This is a genomic window from Arthrobacter saudimassiliensis (assembly GCF_059090665.1).
Window position 1 is genome coordinate 188,356 of record NZ_JBNHFX010000001.1, and the last position, 23,266, is coordinate 211,621.

Annotated in this window: 15 protein-coding genes; 5 read left to right on the forward strand and 10 right to left on the reverse strand. The window is 71.1% G+C overall.

Annotated elements, in window-relative coordinates:
• Positions 1 to 70 precede the first annotated feature (70 nt).
• Entirely contained in the window at positions 71 to 2,143 is a 2,073-nt protein-coding gene (locus tag AC5RV6_RS00865) for an SGNH hydrolase domain-containing protein (RefSeq protein ID WP_494005399.1), read from the reverse strand.
• 177 nt (positions 2,144 to 2,320) lie between these two features.
• Between AC5RV6_RS00865 and AC5RV6_RS00870 the strand changes: the two genes are divergently transcribed.
• The gene (locus AC5RV6_RS00870) at positions 2,321 to 6,307 is read left to right on the forward strand and encodes an FtsK/SpoIIIE domain-containing protein (RefSeq protein ID WP_494005400.1); all 3,987 of its coding nucleotides are present in this window, start codon (positions 2,321 to 2,323) and stop codon (positions 6,305 to 6,307) included.
• On the opposite strand, the gene AC5RV6_RS00875 is transcribed toward AC5RV6_RS00870, so the two are convergent.
• Positions 6,304 to 6,726, reverse strand: a complete 423-nt coding sequence (locus AC5RV6_RS00875; RefSeq protein ID WP_494005401.1) for a hypothetical protein — start codon at positions 6,724 to 6,726, stop codon at positions 6,304 to 6,306. The genes AC5RV6_RS00870 and AC5RV6_RS00875 overlap by 4 nt on opposite strands.
• A gap of 243 nt (positions 6,727 to 6,969) precedes the next feature.
• Between AC5RV6_RS00875 and AC5RV6_RS00880 the strand changes: the two genes are divergently transcribed.
• Positions 6,970 to 7,218, forward strand: coding sequence for a WhiB family transcriptional regulator (locus AC5RV6_RS00880; protein WP_055239553.1), 249 nt, complete (start codon positions 6,970 to 6,972; stop codon positions 7,216 to 7,218).
• Positions 7,219 to 7,311: 93 nt separating this feature from the next.
• Here the strand turns inward: AC5RV6_RS00880 and AC5RV6_RS00885 are convergent, their stop codons facing one another.
• The 4 genes from AC5RV6_RS00885 to AC5RV6_RS00900 form a co-directional block, all read right to left on the reverse strand.
• Entirely contained in the window at positions 7,312 to 8,796 is a 1,485-nt protein-coding gene (locus tag AC5RV6_RS00885) for a sensor histidine kinase (RefSeq protein ID WP_494005402.1), read from the reverse strand.
• Between the two features lie 3 nt (positions 8,797 to 8,799).
• On the reverse strand, positions 8,800 to 13,638 hold the full coding sequence (locus AC5RV6_RS00890; RefSeq protein ID WP_494005403.1) for an NAD-glutamate dehydrogenase: 4,839 nt from the start codon (positions 13,636 to 13,638) through the stop codon (positions 8,800 to 8,802).
• A gap of 85 nt (positions 13,639 to 13,723) precedes the next feature.
• A complete protein-coding gene (locus tag AC5RV6_RS00895; protein ID WP_494005404.1) occupies positions 13,724 to 15,016 on the reverse strand; it encodes a nucleotide-binding protein in 1,293 nt (430 codons plus the stop codon).
• Positions 15,016 to 15,663: a CpaB family protein gene (locus AC5RV6_RS00900; protein WP_494005405.1), complete on the reverse strand. Its 648-nt coding sequence runs from the start codon at positions 15,661 to 15,663 to the stop codon at positions 15,016 to 15,018. The genes AC5RV6_RS00895 and AC5RV6_RS00900 overlap by 1 nt, the downstream gene beginning before the upstream one ends.
• Positions 15,664 to 15,944: 281 nt before the next feature.
• On the opposite strand from AC5RV6_RS00900, the gene AC5RV6_RS00905 reads away from it, so the two are divergent.
• Positions 15,945 to 16,169, forward strand: a complete 225-nt coding sequence (locus AC5RV6_RS00905) for a helix-turn-helix domain-containing protein (RefSeq protein ID WP_494005406.1) — start codon at positions 15,945 to 15,947, stop codon at positions 16,167 to 16,169.
• Positions 16,170 to 16,181: 12 nt separating this feature from the next.
• On the opposite strand, the gene AC5RV6_RS00910 is transcribed toward AC5RV6_RS00905, so the two are convergent.
• A complete protein-coding gene (locus AC5RV6_RS00910) occupies positions 16,182 to 16,715 on the reverse strand; it encodes a hypothetical protein (protein ID WP_494005407.1) in 534 nt (177 codons plus the stop codon).
• A 203-nt stretch (positions 16,716 to 16,918) separates the two neighbouring features.
• Between AC5RV6_RS00910 and AC5RV6_RS00915 the strand changes: the two genes are divergently transcribed.
• Both AC5RV6_RS00915 and AC5RV6_RS00920 read left to right on the forward strand, forming a co-directional pair.
• On the forward strand, positions 16,919 to 17,692 hold the full coding sequence (locus AC5RV6_RS00915; protein ID WP_494005408.1) for a LysM peptidoglycan-binding domain-containing protein: 774 nt from the start codon (positions 16,919 to 16,921) through the stop codon (positions 17,690 to 17,692).
• A 122-nt stretch (positions 17,693 to 17,814) separates the two neighbouring features.
• Positions 17,815 to 18,450 (forward strand): Rv3235 family protein, encoded by a 636-nt coding sequence (locus tag AC5RV6_RS00920; protein WP_494005409.1) that lies wholly within the window; start codon positions 17,815 to 17,817, stop codon positions 18,448 to 18,450.
• Positions 18,451 to 18,454: 4 nt separating this feature from the next.
• On the opposite strand, the gene secA is transcribed toward AC5RV6_RS00920, so the two are convergent.
• The 3 genes from secA to hpf form a co-directional block, all read right to left on the reverse strand.
• Entirely contained in the window at positions 18,455 to 21,202 is a 2,748-nt protein-coding gene (gene secA, locus AC5RV6_RS00925) for a preprotein translocase subunit SecA (protein ID WP_494005410.1), read from the reverse strand.
• Between the two features lie 92 nt (positions 21,203 to 21,294).
• On the reverse strand, positions 21,295 to 22,506 hold the full coding sequence (locus AC5RV6_RS00930) for a winged helix-turn-helix domain-containing protein (RefSeq protein WP_494005411.1): 1,212 nt from the start codon (positions 22,504 to 22,506) through the stop codon (positions 21,295 to 21,297).
• Between the two features lie 38 nt (positions 22,507 to 22,544).
• Positions 22,545 to 23,264, reverse strand: coding sequence for a ribosome hibernation-promoting factor, HPF/YfiA family (hpf, locus tag AC5RV6_RS00935; RefSeq protein WP_494005412.1), 720 nt, complete (start codon positions 23,262 to 23,264; stop codon positions 22,545 to 22,547).
• Positions 23,265 to 23,266 lie beyond the last annotated feature (2 nt).

Below are 23,266 nucleotides of genomic sequence, written 5' to 3' on the forward strand. Positions count from 1 at the left end.
ATTTTCTCCTGATTGATTCGGTTGGGCCGCAGGGACCCACAGTCGCCCGACGGTCAAGGTTATCGGACTATTACGGCGCAGGCACTTCAGCAAGCCGCCCGGCTGCTTCAGCGCCGCTCTGCCGAAGGGCTGAATCGAAGCGTTCCTCGAAAACAGGCCGCATGGATTCCACATACGTCCGGGTCAGGTGGTCGCGGTCAATGTACACCAGGACATTGCCGATGACCGGCGGGCAGTAACCGTCCTGGCAGAGCAGATCGGTGAAGTCGAGGTGCATCAGCCCTTGCCGGTCAAGGGCCTGCTCCGCAGGGTTCCCCGCGGCCAGGGTGCGGAAGGCTTCGACGCCACAGCTGTCCGGATCCTCCGGGCTCTGGCTCACACATCCCGGCACATCCACGGGCAGCCGGGGGGTATCACGGACGGCCGCAACGGCGATACCGGCATCGGCCAGTTCAGAGACGGTCGAGACCCAGGAGGGCTCAACGTACTCGGCACCGTCCAGCACCGTGCGGCTTCCGGTGGTAAGGACCAGGTCGGGACGGTCCCGCAGAAGACGGTCCACCGTCTCCTCATTGAAATCCCGGCACTCCGGCGTAGCGCTGTCTTCAAAAGTCAGCGGGCATCCCGCCTTCAACCGCACGGACAGGTTCCACCCACGATCCTGGGCCATGCTGCGCAGATTGGTGGTCCAGATCTCCGCATGTGAACTCCCGACCACAACGACCCGGGGCGCCCCGGCACCTCCCGACTCGAGATTGCACTCGATTTCGAGCCTGTCCGAGTCGCGGCAGCCGACCGGAAAGTCGGGCCACTCTTCGGACACCTGGTCGGCCATCGGCAGAATCCCGGCCCCCGGATCGGACACGTCCTCATAACCGGGCAGCAGTGCGGCGGCTCCGGGGTTGTTGCGCTCGGCCTCCGCCGCCAGCCGCTCCGCCTGCAGCCGCAGGCCCTCCTGCCACAGGGCGACGGGTCCTGCGACCAGCGCGACGCAGACGGCGATGACCAGGGCGGACCGGCGCCGGCTCGACTCGAGCCAGCGGCTGGCGCGGAGCGGGTTCTCCACGAGCTTGGTGGTCAGCCAGGCCAGCAGGAGGGACAGGGCGATGATGGCGCTGCCGCCGACCAGGCCCACCTCCGTCCGGCCGCGCCAGATGAGGTAGATCACGAGAATCGGCCAGTGCCACAGGTACAGCGCGTAGGAGATGTCGCCGAGCCGGATCAGGGGCTGCCAGGACAGCAGCCGGTCCGCTCCGAAGCGGCTGCCGGTCTGGCCTGCGGCGATGACGAGGGCGGCGGCCATCAGGGGCCAGAGGGCCACGAAGCCGGGGAATGCGCCCTGCACATCGATCAGGAAGCCGCACGAGAGCATCGCCGCGAGTCCCAGCCATCCGGCCGCAATCCGCACGCTGCGCGGGAGCTTCAGGTACGGCAGGGCGAGGGCCAGCAGCGTGCCGAAAGCGAACTCCCAGAGCCGGGTGCGCGTATCGAAGTACGCGTAGGACTGGTTCGAATAGGTCTCCGCGACCGAGAAGGCCAGCGAAGCCACGAACACGGAGCCGAACAGCACCAGCACCACCCGCCGGAACGGTATGCGGCCGTATTTCGCCAGCAGCGCGGCGGCGGCGAAGAGCAGCGGCCACAGGATAAACACCTGGCCCTGGACCGACAGGGACCAGAAGTGCTGCAGGGGGCTCGCTGCACTGTTGTCCGATGCGTAGTAGTCCACGCTGAGCTCGGCGAGGGCCCAGTTCTGGTAGTAGAGGAGGGACGACCAGGCCTGGCTGAGGATCTCGGTCCACCGGTAGCGCGGGACCACCAGCGCGGTTGCGGCGAGAGTGCCCAGAAGGACCACGACGACGGCGGGCAGGAGCCGCTTGAACCGGTGCAGCCAGTGCCGCCCCAGTTCCAGGGGCCGGCCGGCCTCCACCTTGCGCATGAAGGACAGGCTGAGCAGGAAGGCCGAAATCAGCAGGAAGATGTCGACGCCGCCGGACACCCGGTTGAACCAGATGTGGTAGGTCACGACCATCAGGACCGCGAGGGCGCGCAGGCCCTGGACTTCCGGACGGAAGCGGGTGCCCGAGGCGGCTCCTGCCGCGGATTCAGCCTGCGGCAGGGCCTGCGTTTGTTGCTGTGACACGGAGACCTTTCGACGGGAACGCGTTCTTCCCCGTTTTGAAGTGTACCTGCGGCCGGGCACGCGCCCTGATCCGGCCGGGGGCGTCCGCTGTCCACAGGAGGCTCCGGCATCTGTTCCCCGGCACGGGCTGCACCTACCTTGTTCCTGACGGAAAGCGGGCCGCTGACGAGGGGGAGCATGGAAATCCACGCCACGCTGGTCTGCGCTCCCGGGTGGCCGGCGGGCCCTGACGGCGGTCCCCGGAGCCTGCCGGGTCCGCAGGACATCGTGATCAACGGCTCAGGTTCGGGAGCCGAGGTGGCCGCAGCCCTGGCACGGCGTTGGGGAAAGGGACGCTTCACCGTGGGGGGCCTCCCCCTCGAGGAGCTTCGGCCAGGGCGCCCGCCGCTGGTCTCCGGTTCGGTGATCGTCGGCTCCCCGGACCGGCACCGGACTGCGGAACCGGTACCGGTCCGCCGTTGGCCGGAGCTGCCCCCGCTGTTCCTGGCCGTCGAAGAGGGCCCGGCCGCCGGCGATCTGTGGCCGCTGGTACGGGGACGCTACCGCATCGGTCGGGCGCCGTCGGGGTTCCGCCGGCTGACGGTGGCCGACCCGGCTGTGTCCCGGGAACATGCGGAGCTGTCCGTGGCCACGGACAGCGTCCGGGTCAGCGGGCCCCGCTCCGCCGCCGGGTCCGCCGGCCGGCACGCCCGGCTGCTGGCCTCCGGAACCGCCCTTGCGGCGGGTGATTCCGTGCTCCGGCTGCTGGCCTCCGCCGACCTTCCCGAACCGGCCGCTGCGGACGACGTCGAGACGCCGCTGGTGGTTCCCTTCTCCGGCAACGGCGCCGGGCCCATGGTTCTGGTCGGTGCGACGCTGGCCCTGGCGGCGGGCGTCGTCCTCGCCTCGGTAACCGGCAGCTGGCTCTTTCTGGTGTTCAGCGCCCTTTCCGCTGTGACAGCGGTCGTGGGAATTGTCCACGGCAGGCTCAAGCGGCGGCGTACCCGACGCGCGCTGCAGGACGCGGCGGCCCGGGACCTGCGGCGCCGGCAGCAGGCCTGGCCCGGGCCGGGTGCCCTGGTGCTGCGCTGCCTCGCCGAAGCTGCCCGGGCCGAGCTGCCCGAGGGCCCTCCCGCACCCGGCGGAGCTCTCCGGCCCGACGGCGCCCGCCCGGCACCGGGCCTGCCGCCGACCGGGCCGCGGGTGCGGATCGGCCGCGGCGCCCAGCCGGCGCGGGTTGCGCTGTCCCCTGCCCCGCCGGAGCCGCCGGTCCAGCTGATCGCCGATGCCCCCGTTGTCCTGGACCTTGCTCCCGGCCGTATGGGCGTCTGTGGTGCCCGGGCCGAGGTCACTGCGCTGCTGCGCAGCATTTTGCTCCAGCTGGCGGCCGGCCCCGTTCCGGCAGCGGTCACGGCGCTCGGCCTGCCTGCGGAGACGGCGGCCTCGGCCCGGTTCCTCCCGGGGGTCCGGCTGCCTCGGCCCGGTTCCGGAAGCACCCCGGCAGCGTCACGGGATACTGCCCCCGCCCCGGACACGACGGCACCCCAGGTGCTGATCCTGGGGCCGGAATGCCCTCCTGACGCGGCCGGCCTGCCCGGACCCGTGTCCGCCGACGTCTGCGTGCTGGATTGCCGGCCGGAGGTGCGCGGGGCCAGGGTCGAGCTGGGCCCCGACGGCGCCCGCATCCGTGACGGCCGGCAGTGGCTGTCCCTGCGGGCAGACGGGCTGGGGGCCACGGCCTTCGACCGGGCCTGCCGGGCCCTCGCCGCCCGCGGCAGCCGCGCCGGCGGCAGGGCCTCGGCCGCCCTGCCCGGGGCGGTGCCGCTCGGCAGCCTGTACCGCACGGACCAGGCTGCCCTCGAGGAGGCGTGGGCCGCACCGCTCGACGGCCTGCCCGTACGCCTGGGCGTGGGTGAGCAGGGGCCGGTGGACCTCGATCTGGTCCACGACGGCCCGCACCTGCTGGTGGCGGGAACCACCGGGGCCGGCAAATCCGACCTGCTGCGGGCCCTCATCGCAGGGCTGGCGGCGCATTCCTCCCCCGCCCGGGTGAATTTCCTGCTCGTCGACTTCAAGGGCGGCGCCGGCCTGGCGCCGCTGGCCGGGCTGCCCCATACCGTCGGGTTCCTCACCAGCCTGGGGGTAGGCAACGCCACCCGTACCCTCGTCTCCCTCCAGGCGGAGCTGCGCCGCCGCGAAGCGCTCTTCGCAGCGGCCGGCTGCCCCGACCTGCCTGCCTTCAACGCGGCCGGGCACGGCGGCGAGCTGCCGCGGCTGGTCGTGGTCGTGGACGAGTTCCGCGTGCTCAGCGAGGAGGTCCCGGACGCGCTCGGCGAACTGATGCGGATCGCCTCCCTCGGCCGGTCCCTGGGGCTGCACCTGGTCCTGGCGACCCAGCGCCCCCAGGGCGCCGTGTCCGCGGAGATCAGGGCCAACGTCTCCGCCGCGGTCTGCCTGCGCGTCCAGTCCGAGGCGGAATCCCGGGATGTCCTGGGCGTCCCGGGCGCGGCCGGCATACCCGCTTCGGCCCCGGGGCGGGGGTACCTGCGCCGGGGGGCGACACCGCCCGAGCTGTTCCAGGCGGGATGCTTCGCGCTTCCGCACGACCCGCCGTCCTCGGTGGCGACGTTTGCGGAATACCTGGCCGGCAGCAGGCCGCCGGCACCCGGGGAGACGGCTCCCGCCGGTGAACAGCTGGTGGCGGCCGCGGCGTCGGCGGCGTCGGCGCTCTCCCTGCCGCCCGCCCGCCGCCCGGTGGCCGAGCCGCTTCCGGAGCGCTGTCCCGCCGCCGTGGCAGCTGAGCCGGGGCAGGTGGCCCTGGGCGTGCTCGACCTTCCCCGCCTGCAGGCGAGGGCCGAACTGCGCTGGCGGCCGGACGACGGGCACGTGGCCCTGCTGGGGCTTCCCGGCAGCGGAGCCGACGGGGCTCTGGGCGCGCTGCTGGCGGGGCATCTGCATGCGTTCCCGGGCCGGCCCGCCTACCTGCTGGACGGCGACGGGTCCCTCGCCTGGGCTGCACAGGCGCCGCAGGTGGGCGCCCGGGTACGCCCGGACGATCCGGCCCGCGCGGTCCGGGTGCTGCGCCGGCTGGCCGGGCTGGAGGCCACGCTCCTGATATCGGGCTGGGGCGCCTGGCTGTCCTCGCTGCGCGGACTGCGCGGGGCCGACGCGGAAGAGCTGCTGGCGGATCTTGCCCGCCGAACCGGTTCGGGCCGGACGGTCCTCGCCGTTGCCGGCGGCCGGGAGCTGCCCTCGTCACGTTTCTTCGGCTTCCTGCCGAACAGGTTCTTCCTGCCCGCCGGCGCCGGGCCGGAGACCCTGCTGTCCTGGCCGCCCCTGCCCGGAACCGACCCGCTTCCCGGGCGGGCCTACTGCCTGGGACCGGTGGTGCGGCGCGCACAGGCTCCGCTGGCCGCCGGGTTCCCGGACCGTCCGGGCTCCGGGGCGGGCCGGGCGCGGCCGGGCACGGGACGGGATCAGGACGGTGCCGTGGCTCAGCTGGCCGTGACGGATGACGCGGTACCGCTTCCCGCTCCCCCGCCGCTGCCGGCGGGTACCGCACGTCCGGCACGCGTTGACCCGCTTCCCCGCATGGTGGCGGCCAGCGACCTGCCGGTCGCTGCGCGCGAGGTCGGCGGGACCCTGCTGGTGCCGGTGGGTGTCAGCGGGGACGAGCTGGAACCGGCGATGGTCCGGCTGCGTGCCGGCGATGCCTTCCTGGTCCTGGGACGGGCGGGCACCGGACGCAGCAGCCTGCTGGAGCACATCCGCAGATCCGTCGGGCGCCTGCCCGGCTGCCTGGTGGCGGATGCCGCGGACCCGCCGGCCTCAGCGGCGGCGGCTGCTGAGGCGGGGCAGGAGGTCCTGATCATCGCGGACGACGCCGACAGGCTCCCTCCGGCACAGCTGCAGCAGCTGTCGGCCCTCCTCGCGGCGGGGGCACGGGTGGCTCTGTCCGCCGCGCCCGGCCCGGGACTGCCCGCACGGGTTCCGCCGGCCGCGGCCGTCCGGGTTCGGCCGCTCGGGGCGCTGCTGGCAGGAACCGGGCCCCTGGAGCAGGACCTCTTCGGGTTTCGCCCCGATACCTCCCCGGATCCTCTGCCCGGGAGGGGGTGGCTGATCAGCCCCTCGGCTGCGGTGCAGGCTCAGTTCGCGCTCTCCCGCCCTGAAGCGGACCGGCGCTAGGGGGCCTTGGTGTCGCCGCCGCGGCGGACCGTGTAGTTCAGCACGGGCGTGCTGAAGACCAGCAGCATCACGGCGGCTGCGGGCAGCAGCATCAGCAGCCCCGCCGGGAGCAGTCCGGCCTGGAGCACGGTGACGGCCAGGACCACCATGAACAGCTGCCAGGCCAGGGCGGCGGCGCGGGTCCACCGGTAGCCGCGGAAGAAAAAGTGGCCTACGGCCAGCAGCCAGATACCGGCCGCCGCCAGCAGCACGGTGGTGAAAATGGCTCCGCCCAAGGACAGCGGAGCACTGGTGAGCAGGTTGTAGATGTACCAGCCGGCGGCTGCGAGGAGGGCCAGCGCTTCAAGCACCAGCACCGCGCTGACGAACAGGACGGCGGCCGGCCGCCGCGCCGCGGGGGCTTCTTCGGGTCTTGACACATTCGCACACTACCGGAGATAGTCGGAATGCATCGACAGTCAGGAGGCTTACAAGTTGACCGCTGTGATGCATCCCTCATGCCCAGGGGCTGATTAACGCCTCATTACCTCTTGTTTGCGTTCTTGTTACGTGACAGTCTTGAAGAGGGGAAGGGGCCGCAACCGGCCCCTTTAATTTGCAGTTGCTCGTGAATGTTTTCACAAACACTAGGAGCCAACTTTTCAGAGGAGAAAGTGATACCCATGGATTGGCGGAGCCGTGCAGCATGCCTGGACAAGGATCCCGAGCTGTTCTTCCCCGTGGGCAACACCGGTCCGGCCCTTCTTCAGATTGAGGAAGCCAAGAGCGTCTGCCGCCGTTGCCCCGTGATCGACACCTGCCTGCAGTGGGCGATTGAAACCGGACAGGACGCCGGTGTCTGGGGCGGCATGAGCGAAGATGAGCGCCGCGCGCTGAAGCGTCGCGCAGCCCGCGCCCGGCGCGCGTCCTGATACGCACCACAGACCTGCGGGCCCCGGCCCGATAAAGCATCAACGGCACGGACCGCTGCGCGCAGCGGTCCGTGCCGTTGGCATTTGCGCGGATCAGTGCCGCGGGCCGGTGGGATCGATGAGCATTTCAATCCGGACTTCGGTGCCTCCGCCGCGCCGGCCGAGCCACTCGATGGTGCCGTCCAGCTCGCTCTGCACCAGGGTCCGGACGATCTGCAGGCCCAGGCCCTCGCGCCGCGGCTCCGGCGGCAGCCCCGCCCCGTCATCCGAGATGGCGACGGTAAGCCGGTCCCGTCCGCTGCCGGCCTGGTCACGGTGCGCGCTCAGCCGCACCGTCCCGTTCCGCCGTCCGGCAAGCCCGTGTTCGACGGCATTGGTCACCAGTTCGTTGATGACCAGCGCCAGCGGAGTCGCCAGTTCGCTGGGCAGGTTGCCGAAGCTGCCTTCGCGCTCGGTCCGCACTTCCTGGCCCGGCGAAGCCACTTCGGCCGCCAGCCGGAACTGCCGATCGATGAGTTCATCGAAATCCACGTTCTGGGTCAGCCCCTGCGAGAGGGTTTCGTGGACCAGGGCGATGGTCGAGACCCGCCGCATGGCCTGGGCCAGGCCCTGCCGGCCCTCCTCGCTCTCCATCCGCCGCGACTGCATGCGAAGCAGCGCCGCCACCGTCTGCAGGTTGTTCTTCACCCGGTGGTGGATCTCCCGGATCGTGGCATCCTTGGACACCAGCTCCATCTCCCGCCGACGCAGCTCGGAGACATCCCGGCACAGCACCAGCGCACCGAACCGCTCCTTCTCGTTGCGCAGCGGGATGGCCCGCAGGGACAGGCTCACGCCGCGGGACTCGATCTCGGTGCGCCAGGGCATCCGGCCGGTCACCACCAGGGGCAGCGTCTCGTCCACCATGCGGCGGTCCTTGAGCAGGGCCGTGGTGATTTCGGCGAGCGGCCGGCCCTCCAGCGATTCGACCTCACCGAGCCGGCGGAAGGCCGAGACGCCGTTGGGACTGGCGTACTGGACCACGCCGTCGACGTCGAGCCGGATGAGCCCGTCCCCCACCCGCGGCGCGCCGCGGCGCGAGCCGGTGGGGGTGGCGAAGTCCGGCCACAGCCCAAGGGTGCCCATCCGCAGCAGGTCGTAGGCACACTGCCGGTAGGTCAGCTCCAGCCGGGACGGCATGCGCGAACTGGACAGGTCCATGTGGGAGGTGACGACGGCGAGCGTCCGCCCGTTCCGGACGAACGGCACCGCCTCCACCCGCATGGCCGTGTCGGCGGTCCAGCTGGTCTCGCTGGAGCGCTCGATGGTCTGGCTGCGCCAGGCCCTGTCCACCAGCGGCTGCAGGTCCGACCGGATCCGCTCGCCCACGAAGTCACTGTGGAACACCGTGTGCGAGGTGGACGGCCGGGCATGGGCCAGCGCCACGTAGCTGCCGTCCGGCAGCGGGAACCACAGGGCCAGGTCCGCGAACGCCAGGTCCGCGACCAGCTGCCAGTCCCCGACCAGGAGGTGCAGCCACTCGGCGTCTCCGGGACCGAAGTCCGCGTGGTCCTTGATCGGATCAGTAAAGATCGCCACCGGCTACCGCCGCACGATCGAGCGCAGCAGGCGCAGGGCCACCGACAGGGAGGCCATGTCGTCGCGTTCGAGGCTGTTGACCTCATCGAACATCCGGATGGCCCGCTGCAGCCGGTCCGCGTTGCGCTCCTCCCACGCCGCGAGCCGCTCGCCCGGGTCGGTGGATCCGCCGTCCCGGCTGGCCTCAAGCGCCGCCACGGTGATATCCGCGACGGTGGAGTACAGGTCGTCGCGCAGCGCCGCCCGGGCCAGGGCCTGCCAGCGGTCGCCCCGGGGCAGCTTGGTGATGCGCTCCAGCAGGTCGTCGACGCCGTAGCGGTCGTACACGGCGTAGTAGAGGGCGGCAAGCTCACCCACCGGCGCATCGACCTGGCGGCTGGCGAGGGCGATGTCCAGCAGGCTGAAGCTCTCGAACTGCTCCGCCCAGTACCGGGCCAGTCCCTCGGGCAGATTCCATTCCCCGGCCTGCTTGCGGGCCTGCTGCACCCGCTCCAGGTCGTGCCCGTGCAGGTAGTCCGCCAGGTTGGCGCGCAGCGGATCGATGAGCGGCTTGAAGGCCTGGATGTCCTCGGTGATCGAGGTGCCCCGGCTGACGTGGTTCACGAACCAGCGGACCGAACGGTCCAGCAGCCGGCGCATGTCCAGGTGGATGCGGGACCAGGTTTCGGTGGGGAAACCCGGCGGAAGGGCAGCCAGAGCATCGAGCACTTCGTCGAGTTCGTAGATCTCCCGCAGCGCCACGAAGGCCCGGGCGATCACCGATTCCTCGGCGGAGGTCTCCTCCATGACCCGGAAGGCGAAGGTGATGCCGCCGATGTTGATCATGTCGTTGGCCACCATGGTGGCGATGATTTCCCGGCGCAGCGGATGGGTATCGAGCTGGTCTCCGAAGCGTTCCACCAGCTGACGCGGGAAGTACCGGCGCAGCGCGGACGTGAACCACGGATCGTCGGCGAGGTCCGAGGCGGTCAGGGCCCGGGTCAGCTCGATCTTGGCGTAGGCCGCCAGCACGGCCAGCTCCGGGGAGGTCAGGCCCTGGCCGCGTGAGAGCCGCTCCTGCAGCTCCTCGTCGGTGGGCAGCGCCTCGAGGCTGCGGTCGAGGTCCGCCTTCTCCTCGAGCCAGGCCATCAGCCGGCCCAGGCTGGGCGCCCACTCCACCACGCGCTGGCGGTCGTTGAGCAGCAGCATGTTCTGGTCGATGTTGTCCTGCAGGACCAGGCGGGCCACTTCGTCGGTCATCGAGTGCAGGAACCCGGCGCGTTCGGTGGGATCGAGCCGTCCGGCGGCGACCATGCGGTCCACGAAGATCTTGATGTTGACCTCATGGTCGGAGCAGTCCACGCCGGCGGAGTTGTCGATGGCGTCGGTGTTCAGGATGACTCCGGCCTGGGCGGCTTCAATGCGCCCGCGCTGGGTCATGCCCAGGTTTCCGCCCTCACCGACGACCTTGACCCGCAGGTCCCGTCCGTCCACGCGGATCGCGTCGTTGGCCTTGTCCCCGACGTCGGCGTGGGACTCGGTGGAGGCCTTGACGTAGGTGCCGATGCCGCCGTTGTAGAGCAGGTCGGCGTCGGCGGTCAGGATCGCCCGGAGCATTTCCGGCGGGCTGAGCCGGGTGGTGCCCTCGGGCAGGCCCAGGGCGCGGCGCACCTGCGGGGAGACCGGGATGCTCTTGGCGGTGCGCGGGTACACGCCTCCGCCCTCGCTGATCAGGGACGAGTCGTAGTCGGCCCAGGATGAACGGGGCAGCTCGAACAGCCGGCGCCGCTCAGCGTACGAGGCGGCGGCGTCGGGGTCCGGGTCCAGGAAGATGTGCCGGTGGTCGAACGCCGCGAGCAGGCGGATGTGTTCGGAGAGCAGCATGCCGTTGCCGAACACGTCGCCGCTCATGTCGCCCACGCCGACGACGGTGAAGTCCTCGGTCTGGGTGTCGACGCCGAGCTCGCTGAAGTGCTTCTTCACCGATTCCCAGGCGCCGCGGGCGGTGATGCCCATGGCCTTGTGGTCGTAGCCGACCGAGCCGCCGGAGGCGAACGCGTCACCGAGCCAGAAGCCGTATTCGGCCGCCAGCCCGTTGGCGATATCGGAGAACGACGCCGTGCCCTTGTCCGCGGCGACGACCAGGTAGCTGTCGTCGCCGTCGCGCCGGACCACGCGGTCCGGGACCACCACCGCCTCGCCGCCGTCGTCCGTCACGACCAGGTTGTCGGTGATGTCGAGCAGGCCGCGGATGAAGGTGCGGTAGCTGGCCTTGCCCTCCTCCATCCAGGCGGCACGGTCCTCTGCCGGGTCCGGCAGCGCCTTGGCGTAGAAACCGCCCTTGGCGCCGGTCGGAACGATCACGGCGTTCTTCACTGTCTGGGCCTTCACCAGGCCCAGGATCTCGGTGCGGAAGTCCTCCCTGCGGTCCGACCAGCGCAGGCCGCCGCGGGCGACTTCGCCGAACCGCAGGTGCACGCCTTCGACCCGCGGGGAGTAGACCCAGATCTCGTACTTGGGCCGGGGGAAGGGCGCGGCGTCGATCGCGGTGGTGTTGAGCTTGAAGGAGACGTAGTCGCGGTCCTGGTAGAAGTTGGTGCGCAGGGTCGCCTCGATCAGGTTCCGGAACGTGCGCAGCACCCGGTCGGCGTCGAGGGTGGGAACCTGCTCGAGGGCGGCGTCCAGCCCGCTGCGGACCCGCTCCAGATGTTCGGGGCGGTCGGCCTCGGCCAGGTCGGGATTGAAATGCGCATCGAACAGGACCACCAGGCCGCGGGCGACGTCCGGATTGGCCAGCAGCGTGTCTGCGGTGAAGCCGTAGGAGTTGGTGGCGCCCATCTGGCGCATGTACTTGGCGTAGCTGCGCAGGATCACCACCTGCCGCCACGGCATGCCCACCCGCAGGATGAGCCGGTCAAACGAGTCCGACTCGCTGCGGCCCTGCAGCCCGGCCGCGAAGGCCTCGGCCAGCAGGCTGCCGGTGGCCCGCGGATCGATCCCTGCCGGATAGGCCAGGCCCAGATCGGAGAGGAAGAAACGGGTTCCGTCCGCCCGCTCGATCTCGAAGGGCCGCTCGTCCAGCACCTCCAGTCCCATGTGCTCCAGGAACGGCAGGATCCTGGTCAGCGACCGCGGCTCCAGCAGATACAGCTTGACGCGGGCATCGGCGCCGGGGGCGCCGTCCTCACCGGGTTCGGGCACGTAGACGGACAGTTCCGGCCCGTCGCCGGCCGCGCGGGCCTCCAGCCGGCCCAGGTCCTCCAGCGCGTCCTCGACCGTGTACGCCACCCGGTAGCTCATCGGGAAGGCTTCGGCCCACTGGGCGGCGAGCCGTGCGGCCTCCTGGGGTTCGTGGTGGGCCGCCAGCACCTCCTCGATGCCCTCTGCCCACGAGCGGGCGGCGACCACCAGGCGGCGCTCCAGCGCCGCGGCGTCGATCTGGGGAACCTCGGAGCCGCGGGGCAGCCGGATCCGGAAGAACAGCCGGGCGAGCGCGGATTCGGTCAGCCGCGCCTCGAATTCGATCGCCTCGGCGTTGAAGGTGGACTTCAGCTCGTCCTGGATGCGCAGCCGGACTCCGGTGTTGTAGCGGTCCCGCGGCAGGAACACCAGGGCGGACATGAACCGTCCGTAGACGTCGGGGCGCAGGAACAGCCGGGTGCGGCGGCGTTCCTGCAGGCGCAGGATGCCGCGGGCCGTTTCCAGCAGCGTGTCGACGTCGATCTGGAACAGCTCGTCGCGCGGATAGGTCTCCAGGATGGAGAGCATGTCCTTGCCCGAGTGGGAATCGGCCGGGAAGCCGCAGCGGGCCATGACGGCACGGACCTTGTCCCGCACGATCGGCACGTTGCGGACGGAGCCGGTGTAGGCGCCGGTGGCGAAGAGGCCGATGAAGCGGCGCTCGCCGTTGACGTTGCCCTGGGCGTCGAAGCGCTTGATGCCGATGTAGTCGAGGTAGGCGGCCCGGTGGACGGTGGACCGGGAGTTCGCCTTGGTGATGACCAGGGCGCGGCGCTCGCGGGCCTTGGCCCGGCCCGCTTCGGTCAGTTCCTGGACCCGCTTCTCCGACTGCGCCCGGCGCAGCAGGCCCAGCCCGGTCCCGGACGCCGGCCGCAGGGCGTCCTGTCCGTCAATGTCGACCAGGTCGTATTCGCGGTAGCCGAGGAAGGTGAAATTGCCGTTGTCGAGCCAGGCCAGCAGTTCCTGCGCCTGCTGCAGGTCCTCGATGCCGTGGGGGTCCGCGACGGTCTTCAGGGACGCCGCGACTTCGTGGACCTTGGCGCGCATGGCGCTCCAGTCCCCCACGGCGGCGCGGACGTCGTTCAGCACCTTCTGCAGGCCGTCCAGGAGTTCGGCGCGGGCGTCGTCGCTGAGCTGGGCCACCTCGACGGCGATCCAGGACTCGATCCGCGCCGTTTCGCCGACGCCCCCGAGCAGGCCGGCAATGTTGGGCAGGGCGGCGGTGTCCCCGCTCGAGACGGCGGTGGCCGCCGGAACCCGCCGGACGGTTTCGAGGCGTCCGCTCTCCCGGTCCCGCGAGGTCAGGAAGGTGGGATGGACCACCAGCCGGATGGCGGCGTTGCGCCGGACCAGTTCCGCGGTGACCGAATCCACCAGGAAAGGCATGTCGTCGGTGGCGATCATGACGATGCTGGCCCCGTCCTGGTCCTGGATGTCCACGCAGGCGGTGGCCTCGGGACGGACTGCGGCCAGCTGCCGGTGGCGAAGTGCTCTTTCCTCAAGCGCCTTGGGCGGGTAGCCCTGGGCGTCTTCGCGGGCAAGATGCTCGTAGTAATGCCCGATGAATTCGTTCCCTGATGCGTCCGAACTGGTGAGATCCGTGGTGTGGGACCCAGTCGACATGTAAACAGCCTCCGCGATTGTCTTTCGTCCGGCCCGCTCCGTTGCGGACCGCTCCCACAGAGCCTAGCCCGCCGTGATCAAAACTTCACTTTGCCGCCGAACGCCGTCGGAACCGGCTGCGCGATCCGGCGGCGGCGCCTGCCAGCGAGGCCACGGCAGTCCGCAGCTGCGAGCCCGGGGCAGCCTCCAGCAGCGTGGACCCGGCGAGCAGCGCGGCGTCGGCGGCGGCCGGATCCCAGGGCAGGAAAGCGTGGATGTTTCCGGGCGCGAAGCGTTCCCAGGTCCGGCGGAGCTGTGCTTCGGGCGAGCGCCCGACGGCGGCGGCCCGGACCTTGTTCAGGACGACGAGCGGCGCCGCGGTGGGGACGGCCTCGGCAAGGTCCTCCAGGCCGCGCAGCAGCCGGGGCACCCCGACGGAGTCCGCCGCGCCGACGGCGATGATCCGGTCGGCCAGTTCCAGGACCCGCAGCGTCGCGCCGTTGCGGCGCGGGGCCATCATGTCGAAGCTGGCCTCTTCGTCGGCCTCAAGGGAGAACCCGACGTCGATGACCACTTCGTCCACCATGCTCCGGGCCCTGGCCAGCAGCGCGGCCAGGGCCGCCGGCCGCACCTCGGTCCAGCGGTCGGCGCGCGGTATTCCGGTGAGCACGAGCAACCGCCCGGTCCGTCCGAGGACCACCTCGGCGGCGATGCGCTGCAGCGCCCCGGCGTCGAGCATCCCCTGGTCGGCAAGCCGGCAGCCCTGGGCGGTTCCCGCCGCTTCATCCAGCAGGCCCAGATGCACGGCGATGCTGCCGCCGTAGGTGTCGGCGTCAATCAGCAACACCCGCGCGCCCGCCGCGGCCGCTTCCGCAGCAAGGTTCACGGCCACGGTGGTCCGGCCCGGCGCCCCCGCCGGTCCCCACACCGCCGTCGTCCTGGCCGGGCGCTGCTCCGGCTCGTCGGGCGCCGCCGCCGCCGGTGCCTCCGGCCCCGAGCCGGGCCCGCCGAAGGCCGCTGCCGGGTCGGACAGCGAGCGCCCGGGGTGGGCAACGGTCTCGCTGACCGCGGCGGCCACCGCGGCGGCCAGCGCAGCGGCACCCGCAGCCGCGGGAACGTGCCGCACCCCGAGGGCGTCAAGCCGGCGCTGGGCCGCAGGGGTGTCGGCCAGCACCACGAGCGCGACGCCGGATGCCGCCACCCGCTCGGCAAGGGCCGCGGTCAGGTCGGCCCCGTCGTCGGTGATCACGGCGGCCCGGGCCAGGCCCGCCTGGCAGGCGGCGATCAGCTCGGGAAGTTCCTCGCAGTGGCGGATCAGTGACAGCGATCCGTCCAGGCGCACCAGGTCGGCGACGGGCGCGGCGGCTCCGCCGCCGGCGGTGAGGACGGGGATGCTCATCAGCTGCCTGCGGGGTTCATGACGACGGTCAGCCTGGCCTGGTTCGCCATGGCCCCCAGCAGCCGGGCCATGCGGCTGTCCTCGACGAGCACGAGGAGGCGGGTCTCGCCGCCGGCGCCCAGCATGCCGGCATCCGCTTCGGTCTCGAAGACCTCCGCCGCGACGAGCAGCTGCTCCGGCGCCAGGTAACCGTTGCGCCCGTCCGGCGCCGATGCCCAGACATCCACCCGCGAGCCCGGTCCGAGGCCGGCGGGAAGGGGGTCGGTGACCGTCAGTCCCACCGGCTTGCGGTCCAGTGCCTGTGCCTTCCCCAGCGAAGCCTTGGATACCAGTTCGCCTTCCCGCAGCAGCACGCCGGCAACCGCGTCCTCCGGCACCCCGTCGGTGACGGGAAGGTAGTGCTGCTGGAGGTCGCCCAGCCGCACCGGGACGGCGCGGAGGTCCTGTGCCCGGACCGGGCTTCCCGCCGGCAGGTCCGATCCCGCCGCATAGACCTCCACGGTGTCGTCGGCGGCCGCCACCAGGGCGGTCACCCCCGCGACGCTCGCGCAGACCAGCAGCAGCCCCAGCAGCAGCCTCGGGTCCTTCCACGAGGGCTTCTGCAGCCTTGACGTTCCGGCCGCGGGCGCTGCTGTCTGCACACTCATGGTTCCCCCTGTTCCCTACCTGCATGGTCCGCACCCGGCGCCGGGCGCGGTGCGGCCTGCGAGACATGCCTGGGGCGCCGGACCCCGTGACGGGGTCATTGTGCGGCACCGGCAGCGGGATGGAAACGGTAGAAACACCTGCATCGTTTTCTGTGGATAACGCCCGGCGGCGGACCGGGGGTGCCAGACTGGGTCTGCGAAGCGGACCCAGGCGGCCGCGGCCCCTCCGACCCCCGGCGCCCCGGCCGGAGGCATGCCCGGGCTGCAAAGGGAAAGGCACCATGGTGGCGGAAAAGCGGTTTCTCACACTCGCCGACGTCGGCGAGATCCTGAATATCTCGTCTTCCCAGACCTACGCCCTCGTCCGGTCCGGAGAGCTGCCCGCCATCCAGATCGGCGGCCGGGGCCAGTGGCGGGTGGAGTCGAGCAAGCTGGAGGAGTTCATAGAGCAGGCATACCGCCGTTCCGGCACTCCGCTTCGGGAAGCCGCCGGCCACGATGCCTGAACGGGCGGAGCCTTAGCGCGCCCGGACCGCCGCCACGGCGGCCAGGCGGACCACCAGTCCACTCCGGTGGCCGTCGGCTCCGGCGGTTGACAGTTCGAAGAAGTCACCGCCGACCCGTTCGAGGCGGCCGCGAAGAACCTGGCCTGCGTCCGCCGCACCGTCGAGGTGGACGGCGACCTCGGCCCGCTCCCGGGACAGGCCCCGCAGGGCCGAGCCCAGCCCGAGCTCTGCGCGGCGGGCTCCACCGCTCAGCGCGTATCGGTCCAGGCCGCCGATCCAGCCCACGCACGCAAGGCTGATCAGGGCCTGCCCCGCCTCCTCCTCCAGCAGGATCCAGCCGCGGCCGATGTGCCGCAGGACGCCTGAGAAGCCGACACCGGCGGCCCGGACATCCAGGGTCCTGCCCAGCTGGCCGCCGAGCCGCCCGACGAGGTTGAGGTCAGCGTATTCGTTGCGTGTCCGCTCCGCTGCCTCCGCTTCGATGCCCGCCTGCCCGGCAGCCGCCAGCTGTGATTCCAGGTCCGCGAACAAGGCACTCCAGCGCATCGGGCAAGGCTATCTTCCACATACCCGCCCCACCACCACAGACGGACCCGGCGTGCCCCGGTAGACATCCACCAAAGCACATCAAATGACACCAAACGGCACCACACGACACCGCAATCCACGGAACGGTACCGCAACATACGGAACGGCCCACCCCGGGTCCGGTACACGAACCGGACCGGATCACTGACTGAAGGAGCGTCATGGGACGGCACACTCCCCCGCCCGCCTCGGGCATCCGCCCCGCGGACCTGGCGCTCGCCGCAGCCCTCGCCGCCCTGGGCACGCTGCTCTTCCTGGCCGGCCGCTTCCTTGCCCCCGCCGCCGACGCCGCGCTGCGGACCGGCTCTCCGGCCTCGCTGGAGGCCCTGGCAGGCACCGCCGCCGCCGCCGTGGGACTGGGCCTGCTGGCCTGGCTGGCTGCCGGCTTCGCGCTCGGGCTCCTGGGCGCCCTTCTGATGCGCGCCGGTCGGAGCACGGGTGCGTACGCAGCATCCCGGTTCAGCCCGGCCTTCCTGCGCCGGCTGGCCGCCGGCGTCGTCGGCGTGCAGCTGCTAGCCGGGGCGGCCCCTTCCGCTGCCCTGCCTGCGCCCGCGGACTCCTCGGCCGCTGCGCCGGCAACCGCGGCCTCCGACCGCCGGGGCGGGCAGGGTCCGGACGAGGCGGGCACCGGCACCACGCAGGAGCCACCCACGCTGCTGTGGCAGCCGGGGCGCCCGGTCGACTCACCGGGGCTGCTCGCCCGTCCCGGGTCAGGCACCGGCGCAACAGACGACATCGGCACGGTGGCGGTCCGGTCCGGGGACAGCCTGTGGACCCTCGCAGCGGATCAGCTGGGGCCGCTGGCCACCGACGTCGAAATCGCCCGCCAGTGGCCCCGCTGGTACGACCTCAACCGGCAGGTCATCGGGCCGGACCCGGACCTGCTGCTGCCGGGCCAGCTGCTCACCGTTCCACCGCCGGACCCCGGGCCCTGAAAACGGGCTGCAGACCTGCTTCGCCGCTCCGGCCCCACCCCGCGGGGCCGGCAGACCATCTTCGACCGAAACCGACCGGCCGCTGCCCAAGCCGCAGCGCCCCAGAAAAGGACAGGGATCCCATGGCCATCGTCATCACCCTTCCCCAGCCCGAAGACAGGCAGGAGCTGGCCCAGGCCAGCGGTGCTCCCCGCCCCCTGCCTCCGGCGCTCATCGAACCCGTACCGGCGGGTGCGGCGGCGCTGCCTCCCCTGCAGCTGCTGCCGCCGTATCCCGCGCCGGCGCCTCCACCGGAATCGGCGATCCCCGGCGGTGACGGCGCCCCCGGGCAGGCAAACTGGAGGAGCGACCCCGACGACGACGAGCGCGTATCCGTCATCGCCCGCAGCGTCGCCCAGGCTGCCCTGGAAGTGCTCGCCGGCACCCGCCCGCTCCAGCAGATGGCGCGCTGGCTCGGCCCCGAAAACTACGAGCGGATGCAGCTGCGCACCTCCATGGCGCTGCGGCGCCGCGCTGCGGAGGACCGCCGGCGCGCGGCTGCCGGAATCGGGGACCGGGCCCGCCGCGGGGTCTGTATCCGATCGTTCCGGGTCTGCCCCGTCGCTGAAGGCAAGTATGAGGCCTGCGTGGTCGCGTTCGAACAGTCCGGAGGCACTGCAGGGCCTGCGGGCCGCACCGAAGCCAGAGGCCGCGCCATCGCCCTGAGGATCGAGCTGCGGCGCGGCCTCTGGAAGGTCACGGAACTGGAGATCGGCTGAAGCGCTACTTCCGGCGCTTGGATTTCCGGCCGGCTGCCCCGGGCTTGCCGCTCCGCCGGCCGGGCGCAGCCGGGGCTGTCCCTTCGGCGGGAGCCTGCCGCTCCACGCGGGTCTGCACGCCGCCCTGGCTGTCGGGGGCGGTGAACTGCAGGCTGGCGGGCCGTGCGGGTTCCTCCAGGCCGGCGGCCTTGATGGTCGGAGCGCCGACGACGCCGCGGGCGTCCTTGACACCGTCCAGCGACGGCGCCGGTTCGGCCACCTGCACCTCGACGTTGAACAGCGTGGTGATGGTCTCCTCGCGGATGGCCTCCATCATGGCCTGGAACATCACGAAGCCCTCCCGCTGGTACTCGACCAGCGGATCGCGCTGGGCCATCGCCCGCAGGCCGATGCCCTCCTTGAGGTAGTCCATCTCGTAGAGGTGTTCCTGCCACTTGCGCCCGATGACGGACAGCACGACCCGGCGTTCGAGTTCGCGCATCGTCGCGGCGCCGAGAGTGTCCTCGCGGTTCCGGTACGCCAGCCGCGCATCGGACAGCAGCTCCTCCTTCAGGAACTCGCGGGTCAGGCTGGAGATGCCGCCGGCCTCTTCGATGATCTCGTCGGCTTCCAGGCCCACCGGGTAGATGCTCCGCAGGTTCTTCCAGAGCAGTTCGAAGTCCCAGTCGTCCGCGTGGCCCTCGGCGGTCGCGGCGTCGATCACGGAGGTGATCACGTCTTCGAGGAAGAAGCCGATCTTCTCCTGCAGGTCGTCGCCCTCCAGGATGCGGCGGCGGTCACCGTAGATCGCCTCGCGCTGGCGGTTGAGGACGTCGTCGTACTTCAGCACGTTCTTGCGCTGCTCTGCGTTGCGGGACTCGACCTGGCCCTGGGCGTTCTGGATGGCTTTGGAGACCATCTTGGATTCCAGCGCCACATCGTCGGGCATGGAGGAGCTGTTCATGATCCGCTCGGCCGCACCGGAGTTGAACAGGCGCATCAGGTCGTCCGTCAGCGAAAGGTAGAAACGGGACTCGCCGGGATCGCCCTGGCGGCCGGAGCGGCCGCGGAGCTGGTTGTCGATGCGCCGGGACTCGTGGCGCTCGGTGCCCAGCACGTACAGGCCGCCCAGCTCGATGACCTCCTGCTGCTCGGCGGCGACCGCCTGGCGGGCCTTCTCCAGCGCCTCGGGCCACGCCGCCTCGTAGGACTCCGGGTCCTGGGCCGGGTCCAGGCCGCGCCGCTCCAGCTCGGCCACTGCATTGAACTCGGCGTTGCCGCCGAGCATGATGTCGGTGCCGCGGCCGGCCATGTTGGTGGCCACGGTGACCGCGCCCTTACGGCCGGCCTGTGCGACGATGGCGGCCTCACGGGCGTGGTTCTTCGCGTTGAGGACCTCGTGGCGGATCCCCGCCTTGGCCAGCTGCTTGGAAAGGTATTCGCTCTTCTCGACGCTGGTGGTACCCACCAGCACCGGCTGCCCCGCCGCGTGCCGTTCGGCGATGTCCTTGACCACGGCGTCGAACTTGGCGACTTCGTTCTTGTAGATCAGGTCCGGCTGGTCGATACGCGCCATCGGCCGGTTGGTCGGGATGGGCACCACGCCGAGCTTGTAGGTGCTCATGAACTCGGCGGCCTCGGTCTCGGCGGTGCCGGTCATGCCGGCGAGCTTCTCGTAGAGCCGGAAGTAGTTCTGCAGCGTGACCGTCGCCAGCGTCTGGTTCTCGGCCTTGATCTGCACCCCTTCCTTGGCTTCGATCGCCTGGTGCATGCCTTCGTTGTACCGCCGGCCGGCCAGGATGCGGCCGGTGTGTTCGTCAACGATCATGACTTCGCCGTTGAGCACGACGTAGTCCTTGTCCCGCTTGAACAGTTCCTTGGCCTTGATCGCGTTGTTCAGGAACCCGATCAGCGGAGTGTTCGAGGACTCGTACAGGTTGCTGATGCCGAGGTAGTCCTCGACCTTTTCGATGCCCGGCTCCAGCACGCCCACGGTGCGCTTCTTCTCGTCGACCTCGTAGTCGCGGTCGCGCTCGAGGCGCTGGACCACCTTGGAGAACTCGGTGTACCACCGGTTGACGTCTCCGCCCGCGGCTCCGGAAATGATCAGCGGGGTACGGGCCTCGTCGATCAGGATGGAGTCGACCTCGTCGACGATCGCGAAGTTGTGCCCGCGCTGGACCAGTTCCTTGGCGCTCCAGGCCATGTTGTCGCGCAGGTAGTCGAAGCCGAACTCGTTGTTCGTGCCGTAGGTGATGTCGGCGGCGTACTGCTCGCGCCGGACGGCCGGATCCTGGTTCGAGAGGATGCAGCCGCAGCTCATGCCCAGGAAGCGGTAGACGCGCCCCATCAGGTCGGACTGGTACTCGGCCAGGTAATCGTTGACGGTCACCACGTGCACGCCCTTGCCGGTCAGGGCGTTCAGGTAGGCGGGGGCGGTGGCGACCAGGGTCTTGCCTTCACCGGTCTTCATCTCGGCGATGTTGCCCAGGTGCAGGGCTGCGCCGCCCATGAGCTGGACGTCGAAGTGGCGCAGGCCGAGGGTGCGGGAGGCGGCCTCACGGACGGCGGCGAACGCTTCAGGCAGCAGGTCGTCGAGCGACTCGCCCTCCTGGTACCGGGCGCGCAGGCGGTCGGTCTCGCCGCGCAGCTCCTCGTCGCTCATTGCCTTGAACTCGTCCTCGAGCAGGTTGATCGCGTCGGCGTAGTTGCGCAGGGTCTTCAGTGTCTTCTTGTCGCCGGTGCGAAGAACTCGTTCGAGTAGTGATGCCACCTGATCTGCTCCCAATGTCTTGTTGCCCGTGCTGGCGAACCCCAGTCTACGTGAGGGACGCACAGCGGCCCGCCGGTGTTCCCGAGGTCGTTTTATTCCCGGTCAACTGCCAGCTTGAGGGGGTCGGCGAGGTTTCCCGCCGGTCTTACCATAACCCCCGCCAGGCCCAGCCAGTCCGCCATCCGGGCCAGTTCCCCGGCCAGCTCGACGGCGGTGCCGGCCGGGGCGTCCGGCTCGGCGTGGGCGGCCTGCACCAGCAGCACGCCGGCGGCCCGGTCGGCCTTCAGGTCCACGCGGGCGGCGAACTGTTCGCCGAGCAGGAACGGCAGCACGTAATAGCCGTAACGGCGTGCTGCAGGCGGGGTGTAGACCTCCAGGCGGTACCGGAAGCCGAACAGCGCTTCGAGCCGCCTGCGTTCGAACACCATGGAGTCGAAGGGACTGAGCAGGGCCTGCCCGACGGCGCGGCGGGGCCGGGGCGAGCCCGGATGCAGGAAGACCGTGTCCGCCCAGCCCGGCACCCGGACCTTCTCGAGGTCCCCGCTGCGGACGAGCCGCTCGGCGGCGCCGGCCGTGTCCCGGACCGGGAGCCGGAAGTAGTCGGCCAGGCCCGCGGCGGTGGCAACGCCCAGCGCCTCGGCGGCGTGGGCGGTGAGCCGCTGCAGGGCCTCGTCGGGGTCGGCCTCGGCGTGCGCGGCCCCGCCCAGCGGGTGCACGGCCGCGGTGGGAGCGTACAGCCGTTCGAACTGGAGGGTGCGGCCCGCCGCACCCAGCTGCCCGGAGGCAAACAGGTCCTCCAGCACGCGTTTGACGAGGTTCCAGTTCCAGCCCCACCCGGCGGGCTCCGCCGTCGGGCCGTATCCCAGTTCGGCGCTGACCTGCCGGGAGGTCAGGGGCGGGCCCGACTCGAGCAGTGCCATGATCTTGCCGGCGACCTCCTCGACCAGTCCCGGGTCGAGCCGGGCTGCGGTGGGCCAGGTCCGCCGCTGCCAGGCGCGCAGGTCCGCGAAGAGGTCGGGCCGGACGTAGCTGGCTTCATGCGCCCAGTACTCGACCATGCGCCGCGGCCCGCGGGAGGCCATCCGGTCCAGGATCGAGGTGTCGTACGGGCCCAGCCGGGAGAACAGCGGCAGGTAGTGGCTGCGCGTCAGCACGTTCATCGAGTCGATCTGCAGCAGCCGAAGCTGCTCAAAGGTACGGCCCGCCCGCCCGGCGGTAACCGGGCGGGCGGGCCGCTGCCGTGCCAGTCCCTGTGCTCCGAGGGCTATCCTGCGGGCCTGCCGGAGGTTCAGGGCTGGAATCATTGGACCATCGTAGTGCCGGCGTCGCTGCCGGCGCCGGATCAGCCCTCGGCGGCGGGAGCGGTAATCTGCTCCCGGTAGCCGCGCATCTCCTCCTTCAGCTCCTCGGCGCCCTCGGCGCACTTGGAGTCAAGGGTGATGACGCCGTAGGTCCAGCCGCGGCGGCGGTAGACCACCGACGGCGCGCCGGTGGCCGAATCGACGAAGAGGTAGAAGTCGTGGCCGACCAGCTCCATGTTGTCCACGGCGTCGTCAAGGCTCATGGGGGCACCCGGGAAGACCTTGCGGCGGATGAGGACGGGGCAGTCGCCGGCGGCCGACTCGGTGTCACCTTCCGGCTGGGCGGCCTCCGCCTCCTCGGATGCGCGGGCCGCGGTCTCGTACAGCGGGGCAGTGGTGTCCGCTGCTTCAAGGGAAGCGGTGGCGGCGTACACGGGTACCGGCGTCTGCCGGCCGTAGTGGACCTTCCGCCGGTCGGCGGCGCGGCGGAGGCGTTCCATCAGCTTGCCGTAGGCAATGTCGAAGGCCGCGAACTTGTCCGCAGAGTGCGCTTCGGCGCGGACCACCGGGCCGCGTCCGATGACGGTGAGCTCGACGGTGAGGGCCCTGTCGGCCTCGCGGGCGTTGGGATCCTTGGTCACCCGCGCATCAACGCGCTGGACCTTGTCCCCGAGCTGCTCCACCTTTCCGATTTTCTCTTCGGCGTACTCGCGGAACCGCTCCGATACGGCAACATTGCGGCCGCTGATCATGAATTCCATGG